Source organism: Clostridium sp. B9, from assembly GCF_050509515.1.
Lineage (GTDB): Bacteria > Bacillota > Clostridia > Clostridiales > Clostridiaceae > Sarcina.
In genome coordinates, this window is the sequence record NZ_JBNWKA010000003.1 from 2,371,981 (window position 1) to 2,393,141 (window position 21,161).

18 protein-coding genes and 1 pseudogene are annotated in these 21,161 nt (G+C 28.1%); 1 reads left to right on the forward strand and 18 read right to left on the reverse strand.

The window, feature by feature from the left end; all coding sequences use genetic code 11:
• Positions 1-45 precede the first annotated feature (45 nt).
• From cobA to ACQZHJ_RS10615, 11 genes and pseudogenes are all read right to left on the reverse strand, one after another.
• Positions 46-1,525, reverse strand: a pseudogene (gene cobA, locus ACQZHJ_RS10565) (uroporphyrinogen-III C-methyltransferase).
• An 8-nt stretch (positions 1,526-1,533) separates the two neighbouring features.
• Positions 1,534-2,409 (reverse strand): hydroxymethylbilane synthase, encoded by an 876-nt coding sequence (gene hemC / locus ACQZHJ_RS10570; RefSeq protein WP_430485515.1) that lies wholly within the window; start codon positions 2,407-2,409, stop codon positions 1,534-1,536.
• 20 nt (positions 2,410-2,429) lie between these two features.
• The gene (locus ACQZHJ_RS10575) at positions 2,430-3,089 is read right to left on the reverse strand and encodes an NAD(P)-dependent oxidoreductase (RefSeq protein ID WP_430485516.1); all 660 of its coding nucleotides are present in this window, start codon (positions 3,087-3,089) and stop codon (positions 2,430-2,432) included.
• Positions 3,053-4,255: a glutamyl-tRNA reductase gene (gene hemA, locus ACQZHJ_RS10580; RefSeq protein WP_430485517.1), complete on the reverse strand. Its 1,203-nt coding sequence runs from the start codon at positions 4,253-4,255 to the stop codon at positions 3,053-3,055. Before hemA ends, ACQZHJ_RS10575 begins: the two co-directional genes overlap by 37 nt.
• 192 nt (positions 4,256-4,447) lie before the next feature.
• Complete coding sequence (gene asrC / locus ACQZHJ_RS10585; protein WP_430485518.1) at positions 4,448-5,428, reverse strand: sulfite reductase subunit C; 981 nt, start codon at positions 5,426-5,428, stop codon at positions 4,448-4,450.
• Positions 5,429-5,439: 11 nt separating this feature from the next.
• Positions 5,440-6,231, reverse strand: a complete 792-nt coding sequence (asrB, locus tag ACQZHJ_RS10590) for an anaerobic sulfite reductase subunit AsrB (protein WP_430485519.1) — start codon at positions 6,229-6,231, stop codon at positions 5,440-5,442.
• Entirely contained in the window at positions 6,224-7,240 is a 1,017-nt protein-coding gene (asrA, locus tag ACQZHJ_RS10595; protein WP_430485520.1) for an anaerobic sulfite reductase subunit AsrA, read from the reverse strand. The genes asrB and asrA overlap by 8 nt, the downstream gene beginning before the upstream one ends.
• A gap of 323 nt (positions 7,241-7,563) precedes the next feature.
• The gene (locus ACQZHJ_RS10600; RefSeq protein ID WP_430485521.1) at positions 7,564-8,262 is read right to left on the reverse strand and encodes a Crp/Fnr family transcriptional regulator; all 699 of its coding nucleotides are present in this window, start codon (positions 8,260-8,262) and stop codon (positions 7,564-7,566) included.
• Positions 8,263-8,446: 184 nt separating this feature from the next.
• Positions 8,447-9,220, reverse strand: coding sequence for a formate/nitrite transporter family protein (locus tag ACQZHJ_RS10605; protein WP_430485522.1), 774 nt, complete (start codon positions 9,218-9,220; stop codon positions 8,447-8,449).
• A 214-nt stretch (positions 9,221-9,434) separates the two neighbouring features.
• Positions 9,435-10,055 (reverse strand): hypothetical protein, encoded by a 621-nt coding sequence (locus ACQZHJ_RS10610; RefSeq protein ID WP_430485523.1) that lies wholly within the window; start codon positions 10,053-10,055, stop codon positions 9,435-9,437.
• The gene (locus ACQZHJ_RS10615; protein ID WP_430485524.1) at positions 10,033-10,314 is read right to left on the reverse strand and encodes a GIY-YIG nuclease family protein; all 282 of its coding nucleotides are present in this window, start codon (positions 10,312-10,314) and stop codon (positions 10,033-10,035) included. Before ACQZHJ_RS10615 ends, ACQZHJ_RS10610 begins: the two co-directional genes overlap by 23 nt.
• Positions 10,315-10,451: 137 nt before the next feature.
• On the opposite strand from ACQZHJ_RS10615, the gene ACQZHJ_RS10620 reads away from it, so the two are divergent.
• Positions 10,452-12,512, forward strand: a complete 2,061-nt coding sequence (locus ACQZHJ_RS10620) for a helix-turn-helix domain-containing protein (RefSeq protein WP_430485525.1) — start codon at positions 10,452-10,454, stop codon at positions 12,510-12,512.
• Positions 12,513-12,905: 393 nt separating this feature from the next.
• Here the strand turns inward: ACQZHJ_RS10620 and ACQZHJ_RS10625 are convergent, their stop codons facing one another.
• From ACQZHJ_RS10625 to pepF, 7 genes are all read right to left on the reverse strand, one after another.
• Positions 12,906-14,171 (reverse strand): helix-turn-helix domain-containing protein, encoded by a 1,266-nt coding sequence (locus ACQZHJ_RS10625; RefSeq protein ID WP_430485526.1) that lies wholly within the window; start codon positions 14,169-14,171, stop codon positions 12,906-12,908.
• A 16-nt stretch (positions 14,172-14,187) separates the two neighbouring features.
• Positions 14,188-15,489, reverse strand: coding sequence for a helix-turn-helix domain-containing protein (locus ACQZHJ_RS10630; protein ID WP_430485527.1), 1,302 nt, complete (start codon positions 15,487-15,489; stop codon positions 14,188-14,190).
• Positions 15,490-15,796: 307 nt separating this feature from the next.
• Positions 15,797-15,958, reverse strand: coding sequence for a YtxH domain-containing protein (locus tag ACQZHJ_RS10635; protein ID WP_430485528.1), 162 nt, complete (start codon positions 15,956-15,958; stop codon positions 15,797-15,799).
• A 76-nt stretch (positions 15,959-16,034) separates the two neighbouring features.
• Positions 16,035-16,667, reverse strand: coding sequence for a viroplasmin family protein (locus tag ACQZHJ_RS10640; RefSeq protein ID WP_430485529.1), 633 nt, complete (start codon positions 16,665-16,667; stop codon positions 16,035-16,037).
• Between the two features lie 12 nt (positions 16,668-16,679).
• The gene (locus ACQZHJ_RS10645; protein WP_430485530.1) at positions 16,680-17,651 is read right to left on the reverse strand and encodes a YkvA family protein; all 972 of its coding nucleotides are present in this window, start codon (positions 17,649-17,651) and stop codon (positions 16,680-16,682) included.
• Positions 17,652-18,297: 646 nt separating this feature from the next.
• On the reverse strand, positions 18,298-19,329 hold the full coding sequence (locus ACQZHJ_RS10650) for a rhomboid family intramembrane serine protease (RefSeq protein ID WP_430485531.1): 1,032 nt from the start codon (positions 19,327-19,329) through the stop codon (positions 18,298-18,300).
• Between the two features lie 16 nt (positions 19,330-19,345).
• Positions 19,346-21,145: an oligoendopeptidase F gene (pepF, locus tag ACQZHJ_RS10655; protein ID WP_430485532.1), complete on the reverse strand. Its 1,800-nt coding sequence runs from the start codon at positions 21,143-21,145 to the stop codon at positions 19,346-19,348.
• Positions 21,146-21,161: the final 16 nt, after the last annotated feature.

Here is a 21,161-nt window from a genome sequence, read left to right on the forward strand (position 1 = left end):
CAATCCATTTTTAGTAATTTTGTTCATATTTAATTTTACCACAACTTAATTTTTTAGTTCTTTCCAAAAAGACTCTATTTCCTCTAAAAATCCTTCTTCTGAATGTATTTTACACTCCTTACACTCTATTCCTCTTTCCCTTAAGGCATTAGAAGTTATTGGTCCGATAGATATGCTTTCTTTTTCCTTCATAGCATCTAAGCCAATAATTTCCACCATATTTTTAACAGTTGAAGGACTTGTATATAATACCATATCCACCTCACTAAAGGCTCTTGGATTTTTTACTTTTCCACATAAAGTATCATATATGTGAACTCTTGTGCACTCTGCCCCTAAATTGTTTAATTCTTCTACTAAATAAGGGCTACTTATAGAAGAGCATGGTATTAAAACTCTATCTCCATTTTTAATACTTTCTCTCATTTCATTAAATAGTCCCTCAGCAGTAAATGCTTTTCCTACTATATCTGGAATTATTCCTCTTTCCTCTAAAGCCTTTTCTGTTGCTCTTCCTAAAGCTGAAATATTCCCTCTTAACTCTCTTATATCTATTTTATTTTTAAATAAGTATTCAAAGAATATATTAACTGCATTTACTGATGTAAATACCACATGATTATATACTTTTAAATCTTTAATATATTCATCTAAATTTTTTGAAGTATCCTTTATTTCAATTGAATTAATTTCTGTAACTTCTGCTCCCATCTCTTTTAGCTTCCACTTTAAAGACTCTGATTGCTTCTTTGATCTAGTTATACATACATTGGCGCCGAACAGTGGAAGTTTTTCATACCATGATAATTTCTCGTTTAATGAAACAACTTCTCCAACAACTATTATGCAAGGAGACTCTAATTTGGCCTCTCTAACTTTAGAAACAATATTTTCTAAAGTACCTATAACTTTTCTTTGCTTAGATGTTGTTCCTCTCATAACAACTCCACAAGGAGTATTTATATCTTTACCATTTTCTAAAAGTTTTTCTACTATAGTTTCAAGATTTGAAAGTCCCATCATGAAAACTAAAGTTCCATTTTCTTTTGATAAGGCTTCCCAGTTTACATTTAAAGTTCTTGCTGACATCCCAGTTACTATATGGAAACTTTGAGCTAATCCCCTATGAGTTATAGGAATCCCTCCATAATTCAATACTGAAATAGGAGAGGTAACTCCTGGTATAACTTCAAAAGGTATGTTCTCCTCTTGAAGAGCTAGTACTTCTTCTCCACCTCTTCCAAAGACATATGGATCTCCACCTTTTACTCTTCCAACTACATGCCCTTTTTTCGCAAGTTCAACTATACTTTCATTTATTTCTTCCTGTGTTTTATAATGACATCCTGGTTCTTTTCCACAATAGTATATTTCACAATCATCATTTAAATAATTTAATATATTATTCCCAACTAATCTATCATATAAAACAGCTGTACATTTCTTTAACGAATTTATAGCCTTCAATGTTAATAATTCTTCATCTCCTGGTTCGTGCTCCAATTATATAAGCTTTACTCTTCATAGTTCCTCCTAAGCATTTGATAATATTTTTTCTGCTAGCTTCTTACCTAGTAAAATATTATCTTCTTTATTCCCAATTATATCTTTTTTTACTATCTTATTATTTACAGCAAACGTTCCAATCATATATAGGTCATTTCCTTTAGTCTCTGAATATGCCCCTATTAAACTATGACATCCACCATTTAACTCTCTCATAAAACTTCTTTCTGCTTCAACAGTAACTCTGACTTCCTTATTATCTAGGGCTTCAAAGTAATGATTAAATTCTCCATTTTTTACACATTCTATTCCTAATGCACCTTGCCCTATAGCTGGAATAAACACCATTGGATCAAAGTAATCACTTATCACATCTTCCATCCCAAGTCTTTTAAGTCCAGCAGCAGCTAGTATAATACCATCTAAATTCTCATCAACTATTTTTTTCATTCTAGTCTGTACATTTCCTCTTATAGGTACTATTTCTAAATCTGGTCTTAATAATTTTAATTGCTCTGCACGTCTTATACTACTTGTTCCTATTCTTGCTCCATTTCTTAAATTTGATAAAGTTGATCCATTTAATGAAACAAAAGCATCCCTAATATCCTCTCTCTCCGGCATAGCAACTAATTCAAATTCATTAGGTAATTCATAAGGAACATCCTTCATGCTATGAACTGCTCCATGAGCTTCTCCATTTAAAAGCGCTAATTCTATTTCCTTAACAAAAAGTCCTTTTCCTCCTATTTTATTTAAAGATACATCTAATCTTCTATCCCCCTCAGTCATGACTAAAAGTTTTTTACTATCTACATTAACCTTTTCTTTTAATAGTTCCATTACTCTTTCTGTCTGAACCTGAGCTAGTTTACTTTTTCTAGTTCCTATTATTAAATCCATACACTTAACCTCATCTATATTTATTTTATATTCATTAAACGCTTAGAAACTTCTTCTCCAAAGGTATTTTTTAAGCATTCAAATTCTCTATTTTCACAAATAGCTTTTTTAAATTCTTTTCCAGAAACAAAATCTATAATATCTTTCTTATTTTCTTCAAGTTTAGCTTTATTTCTAATATTAGCAACAATTATTGAATAATCATCATTTTTTTCTACTATCTGTTCTATTTCTTTACCAATCTCTCTTGTAACTTTTGGTGAACCTAATTTACTACTAATTGAGAAACTTAAATTTTTATAAGACTTGCTATATGGAATAGATCCCATTCCATTTCTGTAGTCTGAAGAATTTATGTATATTTTGTATTCATCATCACAATCATTACATATTTCCTTAACCAATTCATAATCATCTACTGCTATGATTACTAAATGTGAATTTTTAATAAACTCCTTATAATAGATTCCTATCTCAAGAGTTAAATTACTGTTTTTTAATGATAGAACCTCTTCAGAGAACTCCTTTGATAATATATGTACAAAACATCCCTTTTCTAACAACCCTTTAGCTTTTATGTAAGCAGCTTTTCCACCACCTATAATTTTCACTAAAAACTTCGAGCTAATTATATTTATAGGGACTAAGTTAAAAAAATCTTCTCTATTATCTCTATACAAGATTTCTCACTTCCCTCTATAACTTCGCTTTTTAATATTTCTATAGCTCTATTTACATAAGCATCTGCTGTACTCTTTATCAATCTTTCTGCTAGTTTATTTTCTTTTCCAAGTCCTTTATTTTCAAAGGTTTTTATTCTCTCGCTACAAATTTCATTTTCTCTTTGCTTTATAGCTCTAATTTTACTTGAAATCTCCCTAACTTTAAGCCAATTTATGTACTCTTCTATACTTTCCTCTACTATATATTTATACTCTTCCATTCTTTCTTTTCTTATAATTTTATTCTTATCATCAATTCTACTTATCTCATCTATATCTCTAAGAATTACCCTATTGTAATCTGAAAGTTCTTTATCTACATCCCTTGGAACTGCTAAATCATATATAAAAAGGTCATTTCCCTCTTCTGAAATATTTTCTAATCTAACAACAGTATGAGGTGCAGAAGTACAGGAAACTATACAATCTACATCATTTATAAAATCGTTTTTCTCTATAAAATCAACTACCTTTATGTATCTCTTATCTACATCACTCGCTTTTTCTTTGTTTCTAACAACTAAATATATCTCTTCAATCTTATGTGAAAGCAAATGTTTTATAGCTAACTTTCCTATTTCTCCATATCCAAGAACCATAAATCTATTGCACCCTTTTTCTAGAGCACTATTTAAAGATATTGATACTGAAGATACTGGCACCTCAAACATCCTACACTCAGTCTTAAACTTCTTACCACAAGAAATAGCACTTTCAAATAGTTTTTGTAATTCTGAATAAATACTCCTATCCTCAACTGCCTTCTTATAAGCATCTTTTATTTGTCCCAATATTTGATCTTCACCTAATATTCTTGAATGAAATCCACATATAACCTCCATAAGATGGGTTACTGCTCTTCTATCCTTAGCTAAGAACATATATTCTCTTAAATTTTCATCCCATTCAAAAGCTTCAAATACTATTCTAAATATCTCATCCTCAGAAATTTCATCTTGAAAGCTAAAATAAATTTCTGTTCTATTACAGGTATTTACTATAACAACCTCTTTAAAAGAACTTAGTAATTTGTCTACATACTTTTTGTGTCTTTTAGGATATAAGGCTAATTTTTCTCTTATTTCTATATTTATATTTCTTTTAACCCCTATAATTCCTATCATTAAATGCCTCCTAATTTTTCTCTTATCCTTGTTAAAAAAATATTAAAATATTCTATTTTATAATATCACAAAAATTATATATACCCAATAAATTATATATTATTAACTATATCAAAAAGATATATATATGCTATAAGTAAAAGCCTATATACAAACATATAAGGAAAAGCACTCTATATAGAGTGCTTTTTCTTAAAATCCATTAGTGTAGTGTATTCCGCTCCAATAAACATTATTTTTCATTAATGCCTTCTCTGAAAGGGTAACACCCTCTAAAGCCCATTTTTTAAATTCCATAAATCCTGTTCTATCAATTATATATCCTATATGCTCTTTTCCACCTGGAGCATTTTTATCTATATATTCAGTAACATATTTGTAAGTATTTAAAATTATCTTTATTATACTTTCTTCATCTACCCATAGGATAAAGTCTTCTGCTAATCTTGGATTTTTCTTTCCTGTTCTACCCATTATAGCTAGTCTGTAATATTTTTCTTCACTTCTTGTCCATGCACTAGTTGGACAGTTCATAACACACTCTCCACAACCAATACACTTGCTTCCATCTCTAACAACTTTGAAATTCTCAAAGCTTAAAGCTCCTGTTGCTTTCTTCTTACAAGCTCTTACGCAAGCTCCACAAGAAACACATCTACTTCTCTCATACTGAGGCTCAGTCATTCCCATAATTCCAAAGTCATGCATTCTAACCTTAATACAATCATTTGGACATCCTGTTAAAGCTATCTTAAAATGCAAATCATTTGGGAATATAGCTTTTTCTATTTTCTTCGCAAAGTTTGTTGTATTATAATTTGCAAATGGACAAACATTATTTCCTATACAAGCAGATACATTTCTTGTACCAGCTGCATTATATCCATCTCCAGGATTTTCTTGATTTATTTCTAAAGCTTCTATTATAGGCTGAAGTTTTTTATTTACCTCTGGAATATCCCTCATATCTATTCCAGGTATTTCAAAACCTTGTCTTGTTGTTATATGAACTGTACCATCTCCATATGTATCAGCTATTTCTTGTATATTAAGTAAAAGCTTAGCATCTAAATGCCCACCTGGAACTCTTATTCTTGATGCTGTATATCCTCTTCTTTTAGTAACTCTGAATGCATTCTTTTTAAGTTTTTTAGTATTTATATCTAAAGACATAGTCCTTCCTCCTAATCTATTAAAAGTTTACCCTTAGTGTAGTTAAATACTGGACCATCTAAGCAAATATATGTATCATCTATCTTACAATGACCACATTTACCTAAGCCACAACACATCTTTCTTTCTTGTGATATCCAAATATTTTCCTCTTTAATTCCTCTTTTTAAGAATTCTAAAACTGTAAACTTCATCATCATTGGAGGACCAACAACTACAACTTGTACATTATCCATATCTTTTATTTCTAAGTCTGGAATAAATGTAGTTACAAGTCCTGTATGCCCTTCATATCCCTCTTCTGCTGAATCAACAGTTATAATCATATTCATATTCTTTTCCCATTCTTTCATATCATCCTTGAAAAGAATATCCTTAGGGCCTTTAAATCCACTTATAAGTGTAAAACTTTCGGCATCACTAGGATTTTTTGAGAAGTAATCTACTATACCTTTAACTGGTGAAAGTCCTGTCCCTCCAGCTACAACTATAACCTCTTTTCCTTTATAGTTATTTATATCAAATCCATTTCCATAAGGTCCTCTTAGGAAAAGCTTGTCTCCTTCATACTTTTCAAAAATTTCATTAGTTACTTTTCCAACTCTTCTTATTGTAAGTTCTACATAGTTTTCTCCTATACCACTTACTGAAATTGGAGCTTCTCCATATTTAGGTAATGAAACCTCAAAAAATTGTCCTGGCTTAACCTCACCTTTAAATTCCATTCTAAAAGTATATTCTATATCTGTATGTTTTTTTACATTTAATATTTTTGATATAAATGGAGTATATTCATTATGCATTATCTTTCACCTCTTCTATAGCATCTTCAAGTTTGTTTACACACTCTGAAAAAGATATGTATTCTGGGCATATATCGTCACATCTTCCACATCCAACACACATATGATATCCCCATCTCTTTTTATAGTCATATACCTTATGCATAACCTTAAATCTCATTCTATCTCCATGACTCTTTCTAAAGCTATGTCCACCAGCCATATCAGTATATCCATCAACCTGACAAGAAGCCCAAACTCTTCTTCTTTCTCCTGCATTCTCATTATCCTTATAGAATATATCTTGCATAGTAAAGCAAGTACATGTTGGACATACAAAGTTACATCTTCCACAAGCTATACATCTTGCTGAATACTCATCCCAAACTTTTGATTTAATTAAGTTCAAGCTCATTCCTTCTGGAATATTAACCTTAGTCTCATTCTCTTCAACAAATTTTGGAATAACTTCCTCTTCACTTGACTGAACTTCACTAAATAATTCTTTTAATTCTTTATCTTTTATATCTAATACTACTTCTTCATCTTTTAATCCAATATAAGCTGAATACTCATCAGTTTTATTAGTCCCCATACTTACACAGAAACAATTTTCAAAGCTATTTTCACATCCCATAACAATGAACTTTGCTTTTTCTCTTAATTTTTTATAATATGGATCTTCAAATCCGTTTCTTAAATATATATCATCAATTCTTCTTAAAGAATGCATATCACAGCTTCTTAGGAATATTAATAATTTCTTCTCTTCAACACTAGCCTCACTGAATTTATCCTCTGTAAAGAAGAATAAAGTTTGAGTTATTGGCAATAATACTTCTTTATAAGAAAAAGAAGATTTTTCATTAAATTCTATATCATCTATAGAATTTATCTCTCCATATCTTGTCATATTAGTATCAGAAAATCTTCCTTTACCAACCATAACTTTAGGAGCGTATATCTTATACTCGTCTTTTAGACAGTTTAATACCTTATCAAAATTATCTTTTGTAAGTCTTAAGCCCATAATAAAACACCTCTTAAACTAACTTATTTTATTCTAATTATAATAACCAAAATATTGTCTTAATTTTTCTTTTAATCAAATAATTTAAACTTCTTTAGATTAAATCCCTTTTGATAATTAATAATTTAACAATCATTATTATAAAAAGAAATTCAAAAACATGATGTGATTTTTGTTACACTAAATACTAACTTCGCTTTTAAAAAAAATGTCTATGTTTTAAGTTAGTATTTATTTCTAGAAATAAATTAAGATGCTATATCAAAATTCAAAAAACTTATAAAGCAGTTTTTTGAATTACTATGATATAGCACCTTATCTCTTTAATCAAGTGATATTGATTTAAAATATGCAGAAATTTTATCTCTATCAGTTATTATTATTTTTTTATTATTTTTAATTATTAAATTTTCATCTCTTAAAGTTTTTATAGCTCTTGAAACACTCTCCCTTGGAGATCCAAACATATCTGCCAAATATGTTATACTTATATCCAAATCTATAAGTGTACCTTCATCAACTTCTTTTCCATAGTCTTTACTTAATTTCCAAAGCTTTGCAGCCACTCTTTTTTCTAACTTTATTGGTGTAACATTCTTCAACTGCCTATAAAGTCTTCTAATCTTCTTACTCATTTCATTTAGCACAACCTTTGTAAGCTCAAAATCTTCGCCCATCCCCTTCATAAGCTTACTTTTATCTATACTTAAAATAATAGCATTTTCAAAAACCTCGCCATTTATAGAAGAAGGTAAATCATCAACCACTACCTCATTTAAGAAAGCGCCCTCTCCTAATATATAAACTATTCTTTTTTGACCATATTCATTCATTTTATAAAGTGTAACTTTCCCCTTTATAACTATATAAATATCTTCTACAATATCCTTATCTCTAAAGATATGTTCCCCTTTTCTCTTTTTTAAAACCTTAGAGTTTTGTGATATGTAATTTAAAGTATCATCTTTAAGCCCTGAAAAAAAACTTATTTCTCTTAAATGTTCTAAACTTATTTTGTTCATAATATCTCCTACTTTTCATATAAAACAAACATTATATAAATTTAAATACTAATAAAATAATATTTTTCATTATCTAATCTATATTCTTTAATATTTGTTGCTTATTATAACATAAATTAAATAAACTTTCTTCAATAAATAAGTTAAAAATAAAAGCACCTAAATTAATTAGATGCTTTTATTACTACTTTGATTCTCTTTTATTTGATATATAATAATATGCTAAAGCTACTATTACTCCACCCAAAACATTTCCTATTGTTACAAACAGTAGATTATAAAGATAACTTGATACTGATATTTCTATCCCTTTTGTTAGTATAATACCTATGGCTATCAAACTCATATTAGCTACACTATGCTCAAATCCAGCAGTTACAAATGCAAATAAACACCAAAATATCATTATAAGTTTTGCTGTTTCTGTTTTTAGTCTATAAGTACACCAAACAGATAAGCAAACTAAAATATTACAAAGTATTCCTCTTATAATAAGTTGCTCTGGAGGTAAACTTATCTTTATAGAAGCCGTCTTAATCATAAATTCACTTACACTTCCGACAGCCAGTCCAGCGCCTATAAAAGCAACTGCAGATATCAACGATCCTATCATATTTCCTAAATATGCCATTCCCCATATTTTTAAACTTTGTTTTAAAGTTATTTTTTTATAAAGCATACCTATGGTCATTACAAAGTTATTTCCTGTAAAAAGCTCTGATCCTGCAAATACAACTAAACTAAGTGCAACTCCAAAGGATGCCCCCATAATTATTTTTGTGCTTGGTGAATCAACTGCATCTAAAAGTCCTCCTATAGTAAATGCAAGCATTATACCAAAACTTACATAAATTCCAGCCATAATTGCAGCTACAAGATAACGCCCCTTACTGTTATCTAATAGCTCAATTTTTCCTTGGCCAGCACTATTCACTTTACTAAATTCTTCACTAAACAATGTTAAAGCCTCCCCTACTAAAAAACCTTCCTATAAGATTCTAAAGTAAAAATAGGCTATTAACCATAATAAAAATACACAATTTAGAATTTTTAACCATTTATCCATATTTTATTAATATCAAATCAATATTTTACAGAAATTTAGACAAAAAAAGAAGAGTTATATCAAACCTAATAAAACTTTTTCATTAGATTTGATATAACTCTAAATATTATTTTCTTCTATTATTATTTTTCATAAAATCAGTTAACTCTTGAAATAACTTATTAGACTTTCCTTTTAAATAGCTATTTAAAACTGGTGATAATACTATTGGGAATATACTTCCTGTTATTATATCCTTCATAGTATCAAATAAGCTTATTTGAGCCGTTAACCCAAAAGTTTGATCTGTGAAGAATTCCCATGTTTCCCATAAAGCTGTACAAGCTATTCCAAATATAAGTGCAAACACTACTATAAGAATTGGTTTAACATTGTCTGTTTTATAATCATTAAGACATAAGAAAATCATATATCCTAAAACAAATGTTAATATTCCTGATAAAACATGTAAGAAAGTATCCCAATGTGGTATAGCATAAAAATTATTCATCTTTGCTAAAAACATTGAAATAAATATGAATCCTATAATCATACTATTTAAAAATGGTGATAATGTTATCTTAAATATTTTAGTAATTATTCTTGGTAATACTAATGTTATAAATGTTAATGCTGTTGAATAAAGTAATATCATATCCTTATTAACAAGCGAATATATAAGATATCCAGCAAGTAATAAATAAAATATTATTTCAAAATAAATATCATATGTTAATTTCTTCTTCATAAAGTTCCTCCTCTATCTCCTTGTTTTTTATAAGCTCTAATTTTTGTTTTTTAGTCATTTTTTTTATGTAGTACTCTCTACTTTGAGCTTCTCTTTTTTCTTGAAATTCCTCAAAATAAATTAACTTAACCGGTCCTCTTCCTCTAGTATATTTTGCTCCTTTTCCACTATTATGTGCCTTTATTCGCTTTTCTAAATCATTTGTCCACCCAGTATAAAGAGAATCATCTTTACACTTTAATATGTACACGTAATTCAAATTTCATCACCCTTTTTATATTAAATCATACTTTTTTATTTATCAACTAAAGTAATGATTTTTTCCAAATTTTATTTTTACTTTTTATTAGGATATAATATTATTAAGCAAAACTTTATTTATAAAGGAGTTTTTTAATGAGAAAAGAATATGTGAATTTCCCTTCAGATATTCCAGTAACTATACATTATGCAAACATAAAAAATTATCCACTTCACTGGCATGACGCCATAGAAATAATCTATGTTCTTAAAGGTAGTGTTAAAGTTGATATAGATACTGATAGTTACGAAATACTTGAGGATGAAATAGAAATAGTAAATACAGAACAAACACATAGACTTTATTCAAATGAGGATAATAGAGTTTTAATATTCAAAATAGATCCTCACTTTTTTGAAAAATACTATAGTGATATTGGAAATATGTTTTTTTATACAAATACATCAGATGAAGGAGCTCAAAGTGATGAATCCTATGATAAACTTAGAGTATTTTTATCAATCCTTCTATGCGAAGATGCTCAAAAGGTTGATGATTATGATAAATTTATTGAGAAGTCTTTAGTTGAACTTCTATTCCACCTTTTGAATAACTTCCACTATCTTCTTTATGAAAATGAAGATATAAATGAAAATAATATGCTTCTTGAAAGATACCATAGAATATCTAAGTATATTTTTAATAACTATAATAAAAATATAACACTAAAAGATATTGCAAATACGGAATTTTTAAGTACTCACTACTTATCTCATGAAATAAAATATGCAACTGGTTTAAGTTTTACCGATCTCTTAAATTTAACTAGAGTTGAGGAATCCGTTAAACTTCTACTTGATAGTGATAAGTCAATATCTGAGATTTCCTATGATATAGGATTTTCTCATACTCGCTATTTTAATAAGCACTTTAAAGCATATTATAACTGTACTCCTCTTCAATTTAGAAAGAAACATAAAATAACTGAAGAGGAATATAATCGTCAAAAAGAAATAACATATTATCCTTTGGAAGAAAGTTTAGAAGAGCTCTCTTATTATTTAGATGATTATCCTAGATTTAACTACGAAGATAAGATTCACAAATTAACACTAAACATGAAAAAAGAAGGTGAAGAATTTAACCAATATTATAAAGAAGTGCTAAATATAGGGGATGCTTTTGACCTACTTTTAGAAGATAATCAAGATATAGTTGAGGATTTGCAAGAACAAATTGGTTATACTTATGTAAGACTACTTAATGTATTTTCATCAGACATGGGTATATTCCCTGGTTCTAAGTTCTTCAACTGGACTAGAACCTTTGATATCTTCGATTATATTTCTTCACTTGATTTAATTCCTCTAATAATTTTAAATCATAATGGGTATTCTAAGGAGAACTTTTTGGAAATGTTTAAATCATTCTTAGATTTCTTTAGTGAAGTTGAATGCTTTGATCTTAAGGATTTAAGATTTCAGTTAACCTCAACATTCAATGATGAGTTTAAAGAAGCTTTAAATCAATTATTTGAAGAATATGAATTAAGCTTAATAGAAGATGCTTATACCCCTAATGACAAAATAGATTTAATTTATGATACAGCTTATATGCTTCCATTTATAATACACAACACTATAAATTCTACTCATAAGCTAAACTTCATAAAAGCCTTTGATGCATTAGATAGACAAATAGATATAACAAACGAAGTGTTCTTTGGATATCCTGCTATGGTAAATGATAAGGGAATTAAAAAGCCATCATATTATGCTTATTACTTTTTAAGTAAACTAGGAAATACTCTACTTTACCACGGGGATGGCTATATACTTACGAAGTCTGAGGATGAATATCAGCTATTAATCTATACTTACAACGACGAAATAGATTCATTAATAGATTTCAAAAACTTTACTAAGCTTAGAGGTATCAAAAATCTTGTTGATAAAAAAATTTCTATAAACTTAATTGATTTAGAAAGCGACGTTAGAATAACTAAATATACCATTGGAGAAAACTTTGGTTCTTCATTTAACTATTGGCTCTCTATGGGTAAACCCAAAAGATTAAAAAAAGAGGAGAAAGAAATCTTATTTAAAGCCTCTTTCCCTAAGATAGAATTTGAATATGCTAAAAAAAATACAATTTTGAATATACAAACTACACTTCAGGGGTATTGTGCAGAACTATTTATACTAAAAAAAGTGTGATTTTGTATAATTACCACTAAAAACAGGTACTTTTTTGCCATTTTAGAACTTTCCTTCTTGAATGACTTCTCCTATTTGTACATTTTTTAAGACATACATGCAAATTATTTTATTATCAATTAAGGTATATAATATAAACATAAAGAGAGAAGATATGAAAGAAGGTATTATTTATGGCAAGGCTAAAAAAATTTTTTAGACCTATTAATTTAAATTGTTTTAATTGCAAACTTAGTTTTTTACAACAGACAATGGATATTTTTCATATAGATTAATATATACAAAAAAGAATCTAGTAAATCTAGATTCTTTTTTGTATAAAGAAATAAGCTTATTTAATAACAATAAGATAGAAAAGCCTTGGTTTATAGACCAAGGCTTTTCTATCTTATCCTAATATAGTTTATCCACTTCTTTAACTGCAAAACTTAAATATTTTAATGCCTCATTGGTATCATCTAAATAATGATAAAGATCTGCCATCTCTAGATATCTAGATTTCTTTTCCTCATAAGAACCAAACTTTAGCAGAAGATCTGTTGCTAGATTCATATACATTTCCCATTGCATATCATTCTTCTCATGCTTACTAAGTTCTGCCTTAAAATAATAACTTCTTTCTATAAAGAACATGTTATTTTTATTTATAGCTAACTCTAAAGCTAATTCACAATATTCTCTAACCCTATCTATTTGTCCATTATTATTATAAACATCTATTATGAATAAAAGCATTTCTATATATGCTATTTTATCATCTTTATTAATTTCATCTATGGATTTACTAGTTAACTCTAATGCTTCATTACCTTTATCTCTATTTAATAAAGCATCTATAATCAAACTATTTAATCTTTTCCAATTATATGATTTGTACATAGATAATTTATTATATTTATCAAAGTTTTCTTTAAAAGCATTATCATTTCCACTCAATAAATCAAGAATAGATAAAAGTCCATAACTTTCACCTAATACATTATTATTTGGTGAAATATTAGTAGTTTTAAATATTGATTTTAAAAGTTCTTTACATTTATCAAGTTGTCCTATTCTGTAATAACATATAGCTAAACAATTAGCACTCTCTATATAGTAGTTATTTTGCTTATCCACGCCTTCTTTTATTATAGCATCTAATAACATGTTATAATACGTTATTGCATCTGAAAAGTTTTTTCTAACCATAAAATATAAAGCTAAATCTTCATAGTATTTTTTCTTACCTTTCTTATTATTCTCATATATATTAGAATAATCATTTAAAAGCTCTTTAGCTTTTCTAAACTCCCTTAAATTTGTATAGTTCCTAAATAAAATATGCATAAGCTTAGCTGATATATCATCGTACTCTTTACTCATTGAATATTCTAAGTACTCTTTTATCTCATCCGCTTCACTTTCTTCTAATATTACTTTCTCACTATACTTTTCTATAGAGTTGTTTAATTGTGTTATATCATCACATAGAAGATATTCTAAATCTAACTCCAATCTTTCAGCAACTAGCTCTAAGACCCATCTATCTGCTTTCACTTTTCCATTTTCAATACAGCTCATTCTAGATATAGATATGTCATCCTTGCAAAGTTGCTTTAATGTTAACCCTTTATATATTCTAGCTCTTTTTATTTTCTCACCAGTAGATAAAAAATCCATTACTCTCACCTATACCTTAACTTTTAATTACGCCTAAATTTTTTAAATTATTTATCCCTTTATCCAAATACTTTGCAGCTTCATAATCTCTCTTAAGCTCTAAATAGAACTTACCTAACCTTATAGATATATCTGCTTCTTTTTTCTTCATATCATTTCTTTTTGCAATCTCAAGAGTATCTAATAATATGCTCTCAGCTTCTTTTATATTATTTTGTAAAACTTCTATTCTGAATGTTAAGACCTTGTATTCTATAAGTCTATCAACATCACTTACATTCAATTTATTCTTAATCTCATTAAGAATCTCTATACACTTAACCATATTCTTTGTTTTTATATGATTCTCACATAGGTTAAACAATGTATCTAAAAGTTTTGAATCTGTGTTCTCTTCTCTTATTTTCATAGCTCTATTATAATGCTCAAAAGATTCCTCTATATTGTCAAATTCAAAGAATAATTTTCCTAAAGAATCCTCTATTGAACTTATCTTATCTAATTGTTCTAGTTCTTTATAAACATTAAGGCTTTGCTTAGAATAGGCTATTGCACTCTCTAAATCTCCAACCTTTGCATGCTCTTCTGCCAATAGTTCTAAACTCTTAGCATAGGCCTTTTTGTTGTAAACTTTTTCAAATTCACTTTTTGCTAGGAACGCAAAATTAATAGCTTTTTGCATATTCTCAATAAAGAAATATGTCTTAGATATTAAATAATATATTTCTCCTAATAATAAATCCTCAGTTAATTTATTATTTATATATATCTTTTCAGCTTCTCTTAAATATGAATTTGCTGAATAGTATGCCTTTGAATGTATGCTTATTTTAGCAATATTTAAATAAGTTTTTACCATATCTACATTACTATTTATTTGTAAAAACAACATGTTAGCTGAAAGAAAATATTGCTGTGCAAGAACATATTCTTTGTTCTTCAAAAATATTTCTGCTTTTAAAGCTAAATTTTTAGCCTTTCTATATGTTAAATCATACTTATCCGCATAATATATTGCGTATTCTATGAACTTTTCACCCTTTTTTATATCACCATTTAAAATAGCTCCCTCAGCTATTTGTTCATAGTATAAACAAATTTTTTCTGCTTGAGTTTTCTCAGTTTCCATTAAGTACTCAACGGAAGTATTTAATGTAAGAGCAATATACTCCAAAAGATCCATTGAAGGATTTGATCTTCCTGACTCAACTAAGCTTATTTGACCTGGGGTAATCCTCTCTCCCGCTAACTCTTTAAGAGTCATATTTAATTCTTTTCTTCTTCTTTTAATTTTTTCTCCCAATGATAATATTTCCATAGCTTAAATCATCCTCTTACTGTTATTATTTTAACATCCACAACCAATTAAATTATAACATAAATTTAGGTTTTCATGTCAATTATTCGGTATTTTTGTAAAAACATATATATGTTTGTGTTTTTTTTAACACTTTTCATAACCTGTTTAAAGTTTTATAATTTATATTTATATTTTTTAAAATTATTATACTTATTCTTTAAAATTATTATATATTATAATCGAAATTTTCTCTACAAATAAAAAAAATTTCTATATATATACAAAATTTTTAATAAAAAGAAGCAGCTAATATAGCTGCTTCTTTTTACTTCATCCATTCCATGGATTCACCTGCTGCATCCATCATTCTCTTTGTAGCTTTTTTAATAGCTTTCTGTGTTCTTCTGTCTAAATTTGGAGTAACCATCATTCCAACAGCTGCACCTACTGCACCTATTGCTAAAGTTGTCATTAACTTATTTGCCATAATAATCACCTCTTTATTAATACTTCATAATTAGTTTATCTAATACTACTCATTTTATAAGAGGTAATTCATACTATTAAATGCTTTCTAATGCTTTTTTAGCAAGTATATCCGCCATATCATTAAACTTGTTTCCACTATGTCCCTTTATTTTCTTAAATCTCACATTAATTTCCTTAAATCTTTTTTGCATAAAAGCATGATAATTTTGAGTTATTCTATTATTTCTTTTCCAAGTTCCAAGAGCCCAACTTTCAATACCTTGATAGTCATAACAAAGTATTATCTCTTTATATCCTTGCTCTATTGCGTATTCAGTTGCTTTCATAGCTCCTTCTACTTCACCTGATACATTTCTTAAGGCTATAGCTTCCTTATCACAGCCCACTCCATTATCCTCATATAACACTTCATTATTTTTAACAACTACAAGACCATAAGAATAATTTTCTTTATGAACCATGAAACTACCGTCTACATATATATAGATAGCATCATCATTTATTTCTTCTTCATTTCCTCTTACTTCAGTAAAAGTAGAGTTTCCATTATGAAGTGCAATAAAGTTTTCAGCCTCTTCCATAGAAGTGAAACTTTTATACTTTGCTCCCTTACATCCTATAACTTCTTTTTGACATTCAGGCCATGTTAAAACTATTTTAGGCTCTCCTGATTTTCCTTTCGCTATAGCATAATATTTTTTTGCCATTTTTCCACTCCTTTAATTTGTTATTGCATCTATAACTTCATATATGTTATCTAAATTATTTGCTCCTGTAAATCCGCTTAAGAAATCAACTGATTTTCTAAGTATAACTACAAATTCATTTTTTCCTTGCCAATTTTCAAGAATAACATTTATATCTACATCATTTATAATTCTATTTAATGCAAAGAATACTACACTAACATCATCTAATGCTCCTATGAATGGAACCTTATCAGGTATAATATCAAAAGGACAACTTACATATGCAATTGATGTTCCAACTATCATCTTAGTTTTCATAGGTACTCTAGAATCTTTTAATAGTCTAAATATTAAAGCTACAATATCTGGTATAAACATTATATAGTCCTTATAAGGCTGAGCTTTTTCTGGGATATGCTCTGTTACATATTCTCTACTACTTGTGTACATATCTTCAACCTTTTCCACATTTATACTCATTATATAATCATCAGTCTTTTCTTCCTGCTCTATTTCTTCTCTAACTTCAATTTCTAAAGAAGGCTCTTTTACTTTTGAAAGTTCAACATCAATCTGTTCTACTCCTATTTTAAGCATTTCCCCTTCAATTTTTAATTCTCTAAAACTTAAATTTAAGAATGGTATTTTCCCTAGTATGTTTTTATAATTTATTAATATTTTATCCTCTTTAACTAATATTCCTTGCTCTTTGAATCCTTTTAAAGCTATTTTAAGTCCTATTTTCCTAAATGGCTTTAAAATACCAAGGCTCATAAGCTTAGCTTTTGAAAATCTTACCTCTAAATTATCTCCTTCTACTCCTAATATTTCTATGGTTGCCTTAAAGCCTAAGGCTAATATCTTCTTAAAGACTCCTTCAACTTCTATAGTATTGTTTATTCTTAAAGTTTTTATTTCTAATCCTTCTATTTTTACAAAATCATTAATAAAACTCATTAAATCATTACTATTTAGTTTTACATCTATATTTGAAATTTGCAAAGCACATCTCCCCTTATTTATGATAAATTAACATCTTTTAGTATATCTTATTTAAGTATAATTTTAAAGACACTCCCTTCTTGTAATAACAATACTTTCTTAAATTAATAAGATAATAACCCTATTTTGAAATATTATATGAAATAAATATACTTAAAGGAAAATATCCCATAAATTACATTGGTAAAACTTATAGAATTGATTAGACTTATAATTTTTAATATGTATAATAAAAATTGTTCCTAGAACAGTGTTATAAACTTTTAATTACTCCAAACCAAATATTATATACAAGAAATCCTCTGCCTAAACAGGCAGAGGATTTCTTGTGTTTTTACATTTAATTAGTTGTTAGTTTCTAGATATATATTCAGACCTAACTTAATTTCGCAAAGAGTTTCTATTGTCTATTCCCAAAGAATAGCTAAGACTTTTAAACTCGCTATCGCTTAAGTGAAAGTCCAAATTTTTAATTTGGTATCTTGAACTTACACATTTGAACGTAGAGAAAATGTGCTTCATATTAAAAAGTCTCTTAACGCTATTATTTTTCCATATACAATGAAACTCTAAGTGCTTATTAAGATGGTCTTTCACATATATATAGAAATCCTCAACTAATTTAAATATAACTCTCTATTTCATTTTAAGATTTCTTTATAACTCTATAATTGTGGAAGAATAGTCCTAGTATAGCTCCACCTATAAATCCACCGAAGTGTGCTGAGATGTCTATATTGGGCATTCCTAATCCTATAAATATATTTAATAGGATTATTACTATTATATTTGTTATTAAGCCTTTTCCTATTCTTTCTTTCTCGTAGTAAGCAAATACTAAGGCAGCTCCTAGAAGACCAAATATTGCTCCTGATGCACCTACACCCATTACAGGTGAGAAGTATAAACTAAATAATCCAGCTACTATACCTGAAACAAAATATATAGCTAAGTATTTTTTCCATCCATATATTCTTTCTATGAAATCACCTAATATATATAAAGCATACATATTAAATAAAAGATGTACTATTCCTGCATGCAGGAACATTGATGTTAAAAGTCTATAATATTGTCCATCGAAAAGTATGGCATTATTATGCTTTGCTCCCATCCAGTAAAGAACTTGTGGATGAATTTCTACTAAGTTTTTAAAGAATCCATCACCTAAAATAGTAGCCACAATAACACAGGCTAAAAATGCAATTACGTTTAAGCCTATTAAAATCCCAGTTACTTTTTCACACCTTAATCTTTTATACCAAGGGACCTTAGGTTCTTCATTTTTCTTTATTAAAAAATCTAAAATTTTAACCAAAGGCTCCGAAGTTATATCACTTTTTAATACTTCTCTATTATTTATATCTACTAAAACTCTATGATAATTTTCATCTATAAAGAAATTTTCTGTACTTCCCTCCACTTTTGGAGCTTCTCTATAAAGAACAATATTGTGTAATGAGTATTTAGTATTTAGACTATTTAAATATTCTTCTGCTATGGCAAAGTTCTCTTCCTCTTCATGAGATTTAGAAACTATCACTGCATATTTTCCCTCATTATTTACTGTTTTTATAGCTATCCACAATTCTTTATTGTCTTTTCCCTTTAGTTCTTCTACATAAAAACCGTAATTATTTATCAGTAGATTAAAATAATCTTGTTCAAACTTACTCATAGCCTATCCTCGTTTTCTAAATTATTTCCTCTAACATATCTAAAAGTTCACTAAATCTTTTTAATGTATCTTCTAAAGGCTTAGATGTTGTCATATCTACTCCAGCACTCTTTAATGTGTCTATTGGATACATTGATCCACCGGCCTTTAAGAATTCCTTATATTTTTCTACAGCTTTTTCTCCATCTTTTAATATAGAATTTGCAAATGAAGCTGCTGCTGCATATCCTGTAGCATACTGATAAACATAGAAATCTGAATAGAAATGAGGTATTCTAGCCCATTCTATAGCTATTTCTTCATCTACTATCATTTCTTCTCCAAAATATTTCTTATTTATATCCATCCATATCTTACATAAATCTTCAGAAGTTAAAGAATCCCCTTTTTCTATAGCTTCATGAGTTTTAAGTTCAAAATCAGCAAACATAAGTTGTCTAAACACTGTAGTTCTTATTTGCTCAAGCTCTTGATTTATTAGATATAGCTTTTTATTCTTATCAGTTTCTTTTTCTATTAAATGGTGTATAAGTAATATCTCATTAGTTGTTGAAGCAACTTCTGCACAGAAAAGACTATAATCACCATATATATATGGTTGAGTCTTTCTTGTATAATAGGAATGAATTGAGTGACCCATTTCATGAGCTAAAGTTGAAGCATCATTTAGTTCATAGTTATAGTTTAAAAGTACATATGGCATTGTGTCATATGAACCCCATGAATAAGCTCCTCCTCTTTTTCCTTTATTTTCATATACATCTATCCAACCTTCATTTATTCCTTCATTGAATATATCTAAATATTCCTTTCCTAAAGGCTTTAATCCTTCTTCAACTAAATCAATAGCATCTTTATACTCTAAATGATCTTTTTCAGCTTCTATAACTGGAACATATAAATCATACATGTGAATTTCATCTAAGTTTAATAACTTTTTCTTTATAGAAACATATCTGTGAAGAGATTTTAAGTTATCATCAACTGTTTTTAAAGCATTATAATAAACTTCTACTGGTATATCATTCGGCTTTAATGATGCTTCTAAAGAACTATTATATTTTCTTACCTTACTTTCAAAAACTAAATTTTTTATAGAACTAGCCAAGCTTGTTGCTAAAGTATTTCCATACTTTTTGTAAGTTCCAAATAAAAGTTTGAAAGCCTCTTCTCTAACTCTTCTATCCTTACTCTTTATGAAGCTACTATAGTTTCCTTCTGAAAGTTCAACCTTAGCTCCAGTTTCATCTGTGATTTCTCCAAAAGTCATATCAGCATTAGTAAGCATTGAATATATGCTCTCAGCAGCTCCTAAGCAGTCAGAAACTGATGCTAAAACTCCTTCAACTTCTTTTGATAATATATGTGGTTTTTCTTTTAATATCTTATCAAAGAAAATCTTATAAACCTTTAAATCCTCATCTTCATTTATAAATTTCTCTATTGTTCCATCTTCTAAACTTAGTATTTCTGGAACAAAATAAGCTGTGTAGCTTGAGAACTCTGCTGAATATGGATCTATTTTGTTCACTAAAGCCTGCATCTCTGAATTTCCAGTATCCTCATGACTTCTCATATGAGCATAAACATATAATTTACCTAGTTTTCTACTAAGCTCTTCATTTAATTTAAGAAAACTCTTTAGGTTTTCCTTATCATTTAATTTTCCTTCAAACTCTTTTAGTGCTGGTGCTTTTTCCTTTAATTCTTTTAAATCCTCATTCCAAGCTTCAGGATTTTTATAAATCTTATCTATTCTCCATTTATCGCATTCTGGAATTTCAGCTCTTTGTCTTAATTTTTTAACCTCACTCATTTTAAATTCTCCTTTC

Excerpts from the sequence above, each read along its gene's own strand:
- hemC (WP_430485515.1), bottom strand. The coding sequence starts at position 2,409 with ATGGATTTAATAATAGGAACTAGAAAAAGTAAACTAGCTCAGGTTCAG.
- hemA (WP_430485517.1), bottom strand. The coding sequence starts at position 4,255 with ATGATAGGAATTATAGGGGTTAAAAGAAATATAAATATAGAAATAAGA.
- asrC (WP_430485518.1), bottom strand. The coding sequence starts at position 5,428 with ATGTCTTTAGATATAAATACTAAAAAACTTAAAAAGAATGCATTCAGA.
- asrB (WP_430485519.1), bottom strand. The coding sequence starts at position 6,231 with ATGCATAATGAATATACTCCATTTATATCAAAAATATTAAATGTAAAA.
- asrA (WP_430485520.1), bottom strand. The coding sequence starts at position 7,240 with ATGGGCTTAAGACTTACAAAAGATAATTTTGATAAGGTATTAAACTGT.
- ACQZHJ_RS10600 (WP_430485521.1), bottom strand. The coding sequence starts at position 8,262 with ATGAACAAAATAAGTTTAGAACATTTAAGAGAAATAAGTTTTTTTTCA.
- ACQZHJ_RS10610 (WP_430485523.1), bottom strand. The coding sequence starts at position 10,055 with ATGAAGAAGAAATTAACATATGATATTTATTTTGAAATAATATTTTAT.
- ACQZHJ_RS10620 (WP_430485525.1), top strand. The coding sequence starts at position 10,452 with ATGAGAAAAGAATATGTGAATTTCCCTTCAGATATTCCAGTAACTATA.
- ACQZHJ_RS10625 (WP_430485526.1), bottom strand. The coding sequence starts at position 14,171 with ATGGATTTTTTATCTACTGGTGAGAAAATAAAAAGAGCTAGAATATAT.
- ACQZHJ_RS10630 (WP_430485527.1), bottom strand. The coding sequence starts at position 15,489 with ATGGAAATATTATCATTGGGAGAAAAAATTAAAAGAAGAAGAAAAGAA.
- ACQZHJ_RS10635 (WP_430485528.1), bottom strand. The coding sequence starts at position 15,958 with ATGGCAAATAAGTTAATGACAACTTTAGCAATAGGTGCAGTAGGTGCA.
- ACQZHJ_RS10640 (WP_430485529.1), bottom strand. The coding sequence starts at position 16,667 with ATGGCAAAAAAATATTATGCTATAGCGAAAGGAAAATCAGGAGAGCCT.
- ACQZHJ_RS10650 (WP_430485531.1), bottom strand. The coding sequence starts at position 19,329 with ATGAGTAAGTTTGAACAAGATTATTTTAATCTACTGATAAATAATTAC.
- pepF (WP_430485532.1), bottom strand. The coding sequence starts at position 21,145 with ATGAGTGAGGTTAAAAAATTAAGACAAAGAGCTGAAATTCCAGAATGC.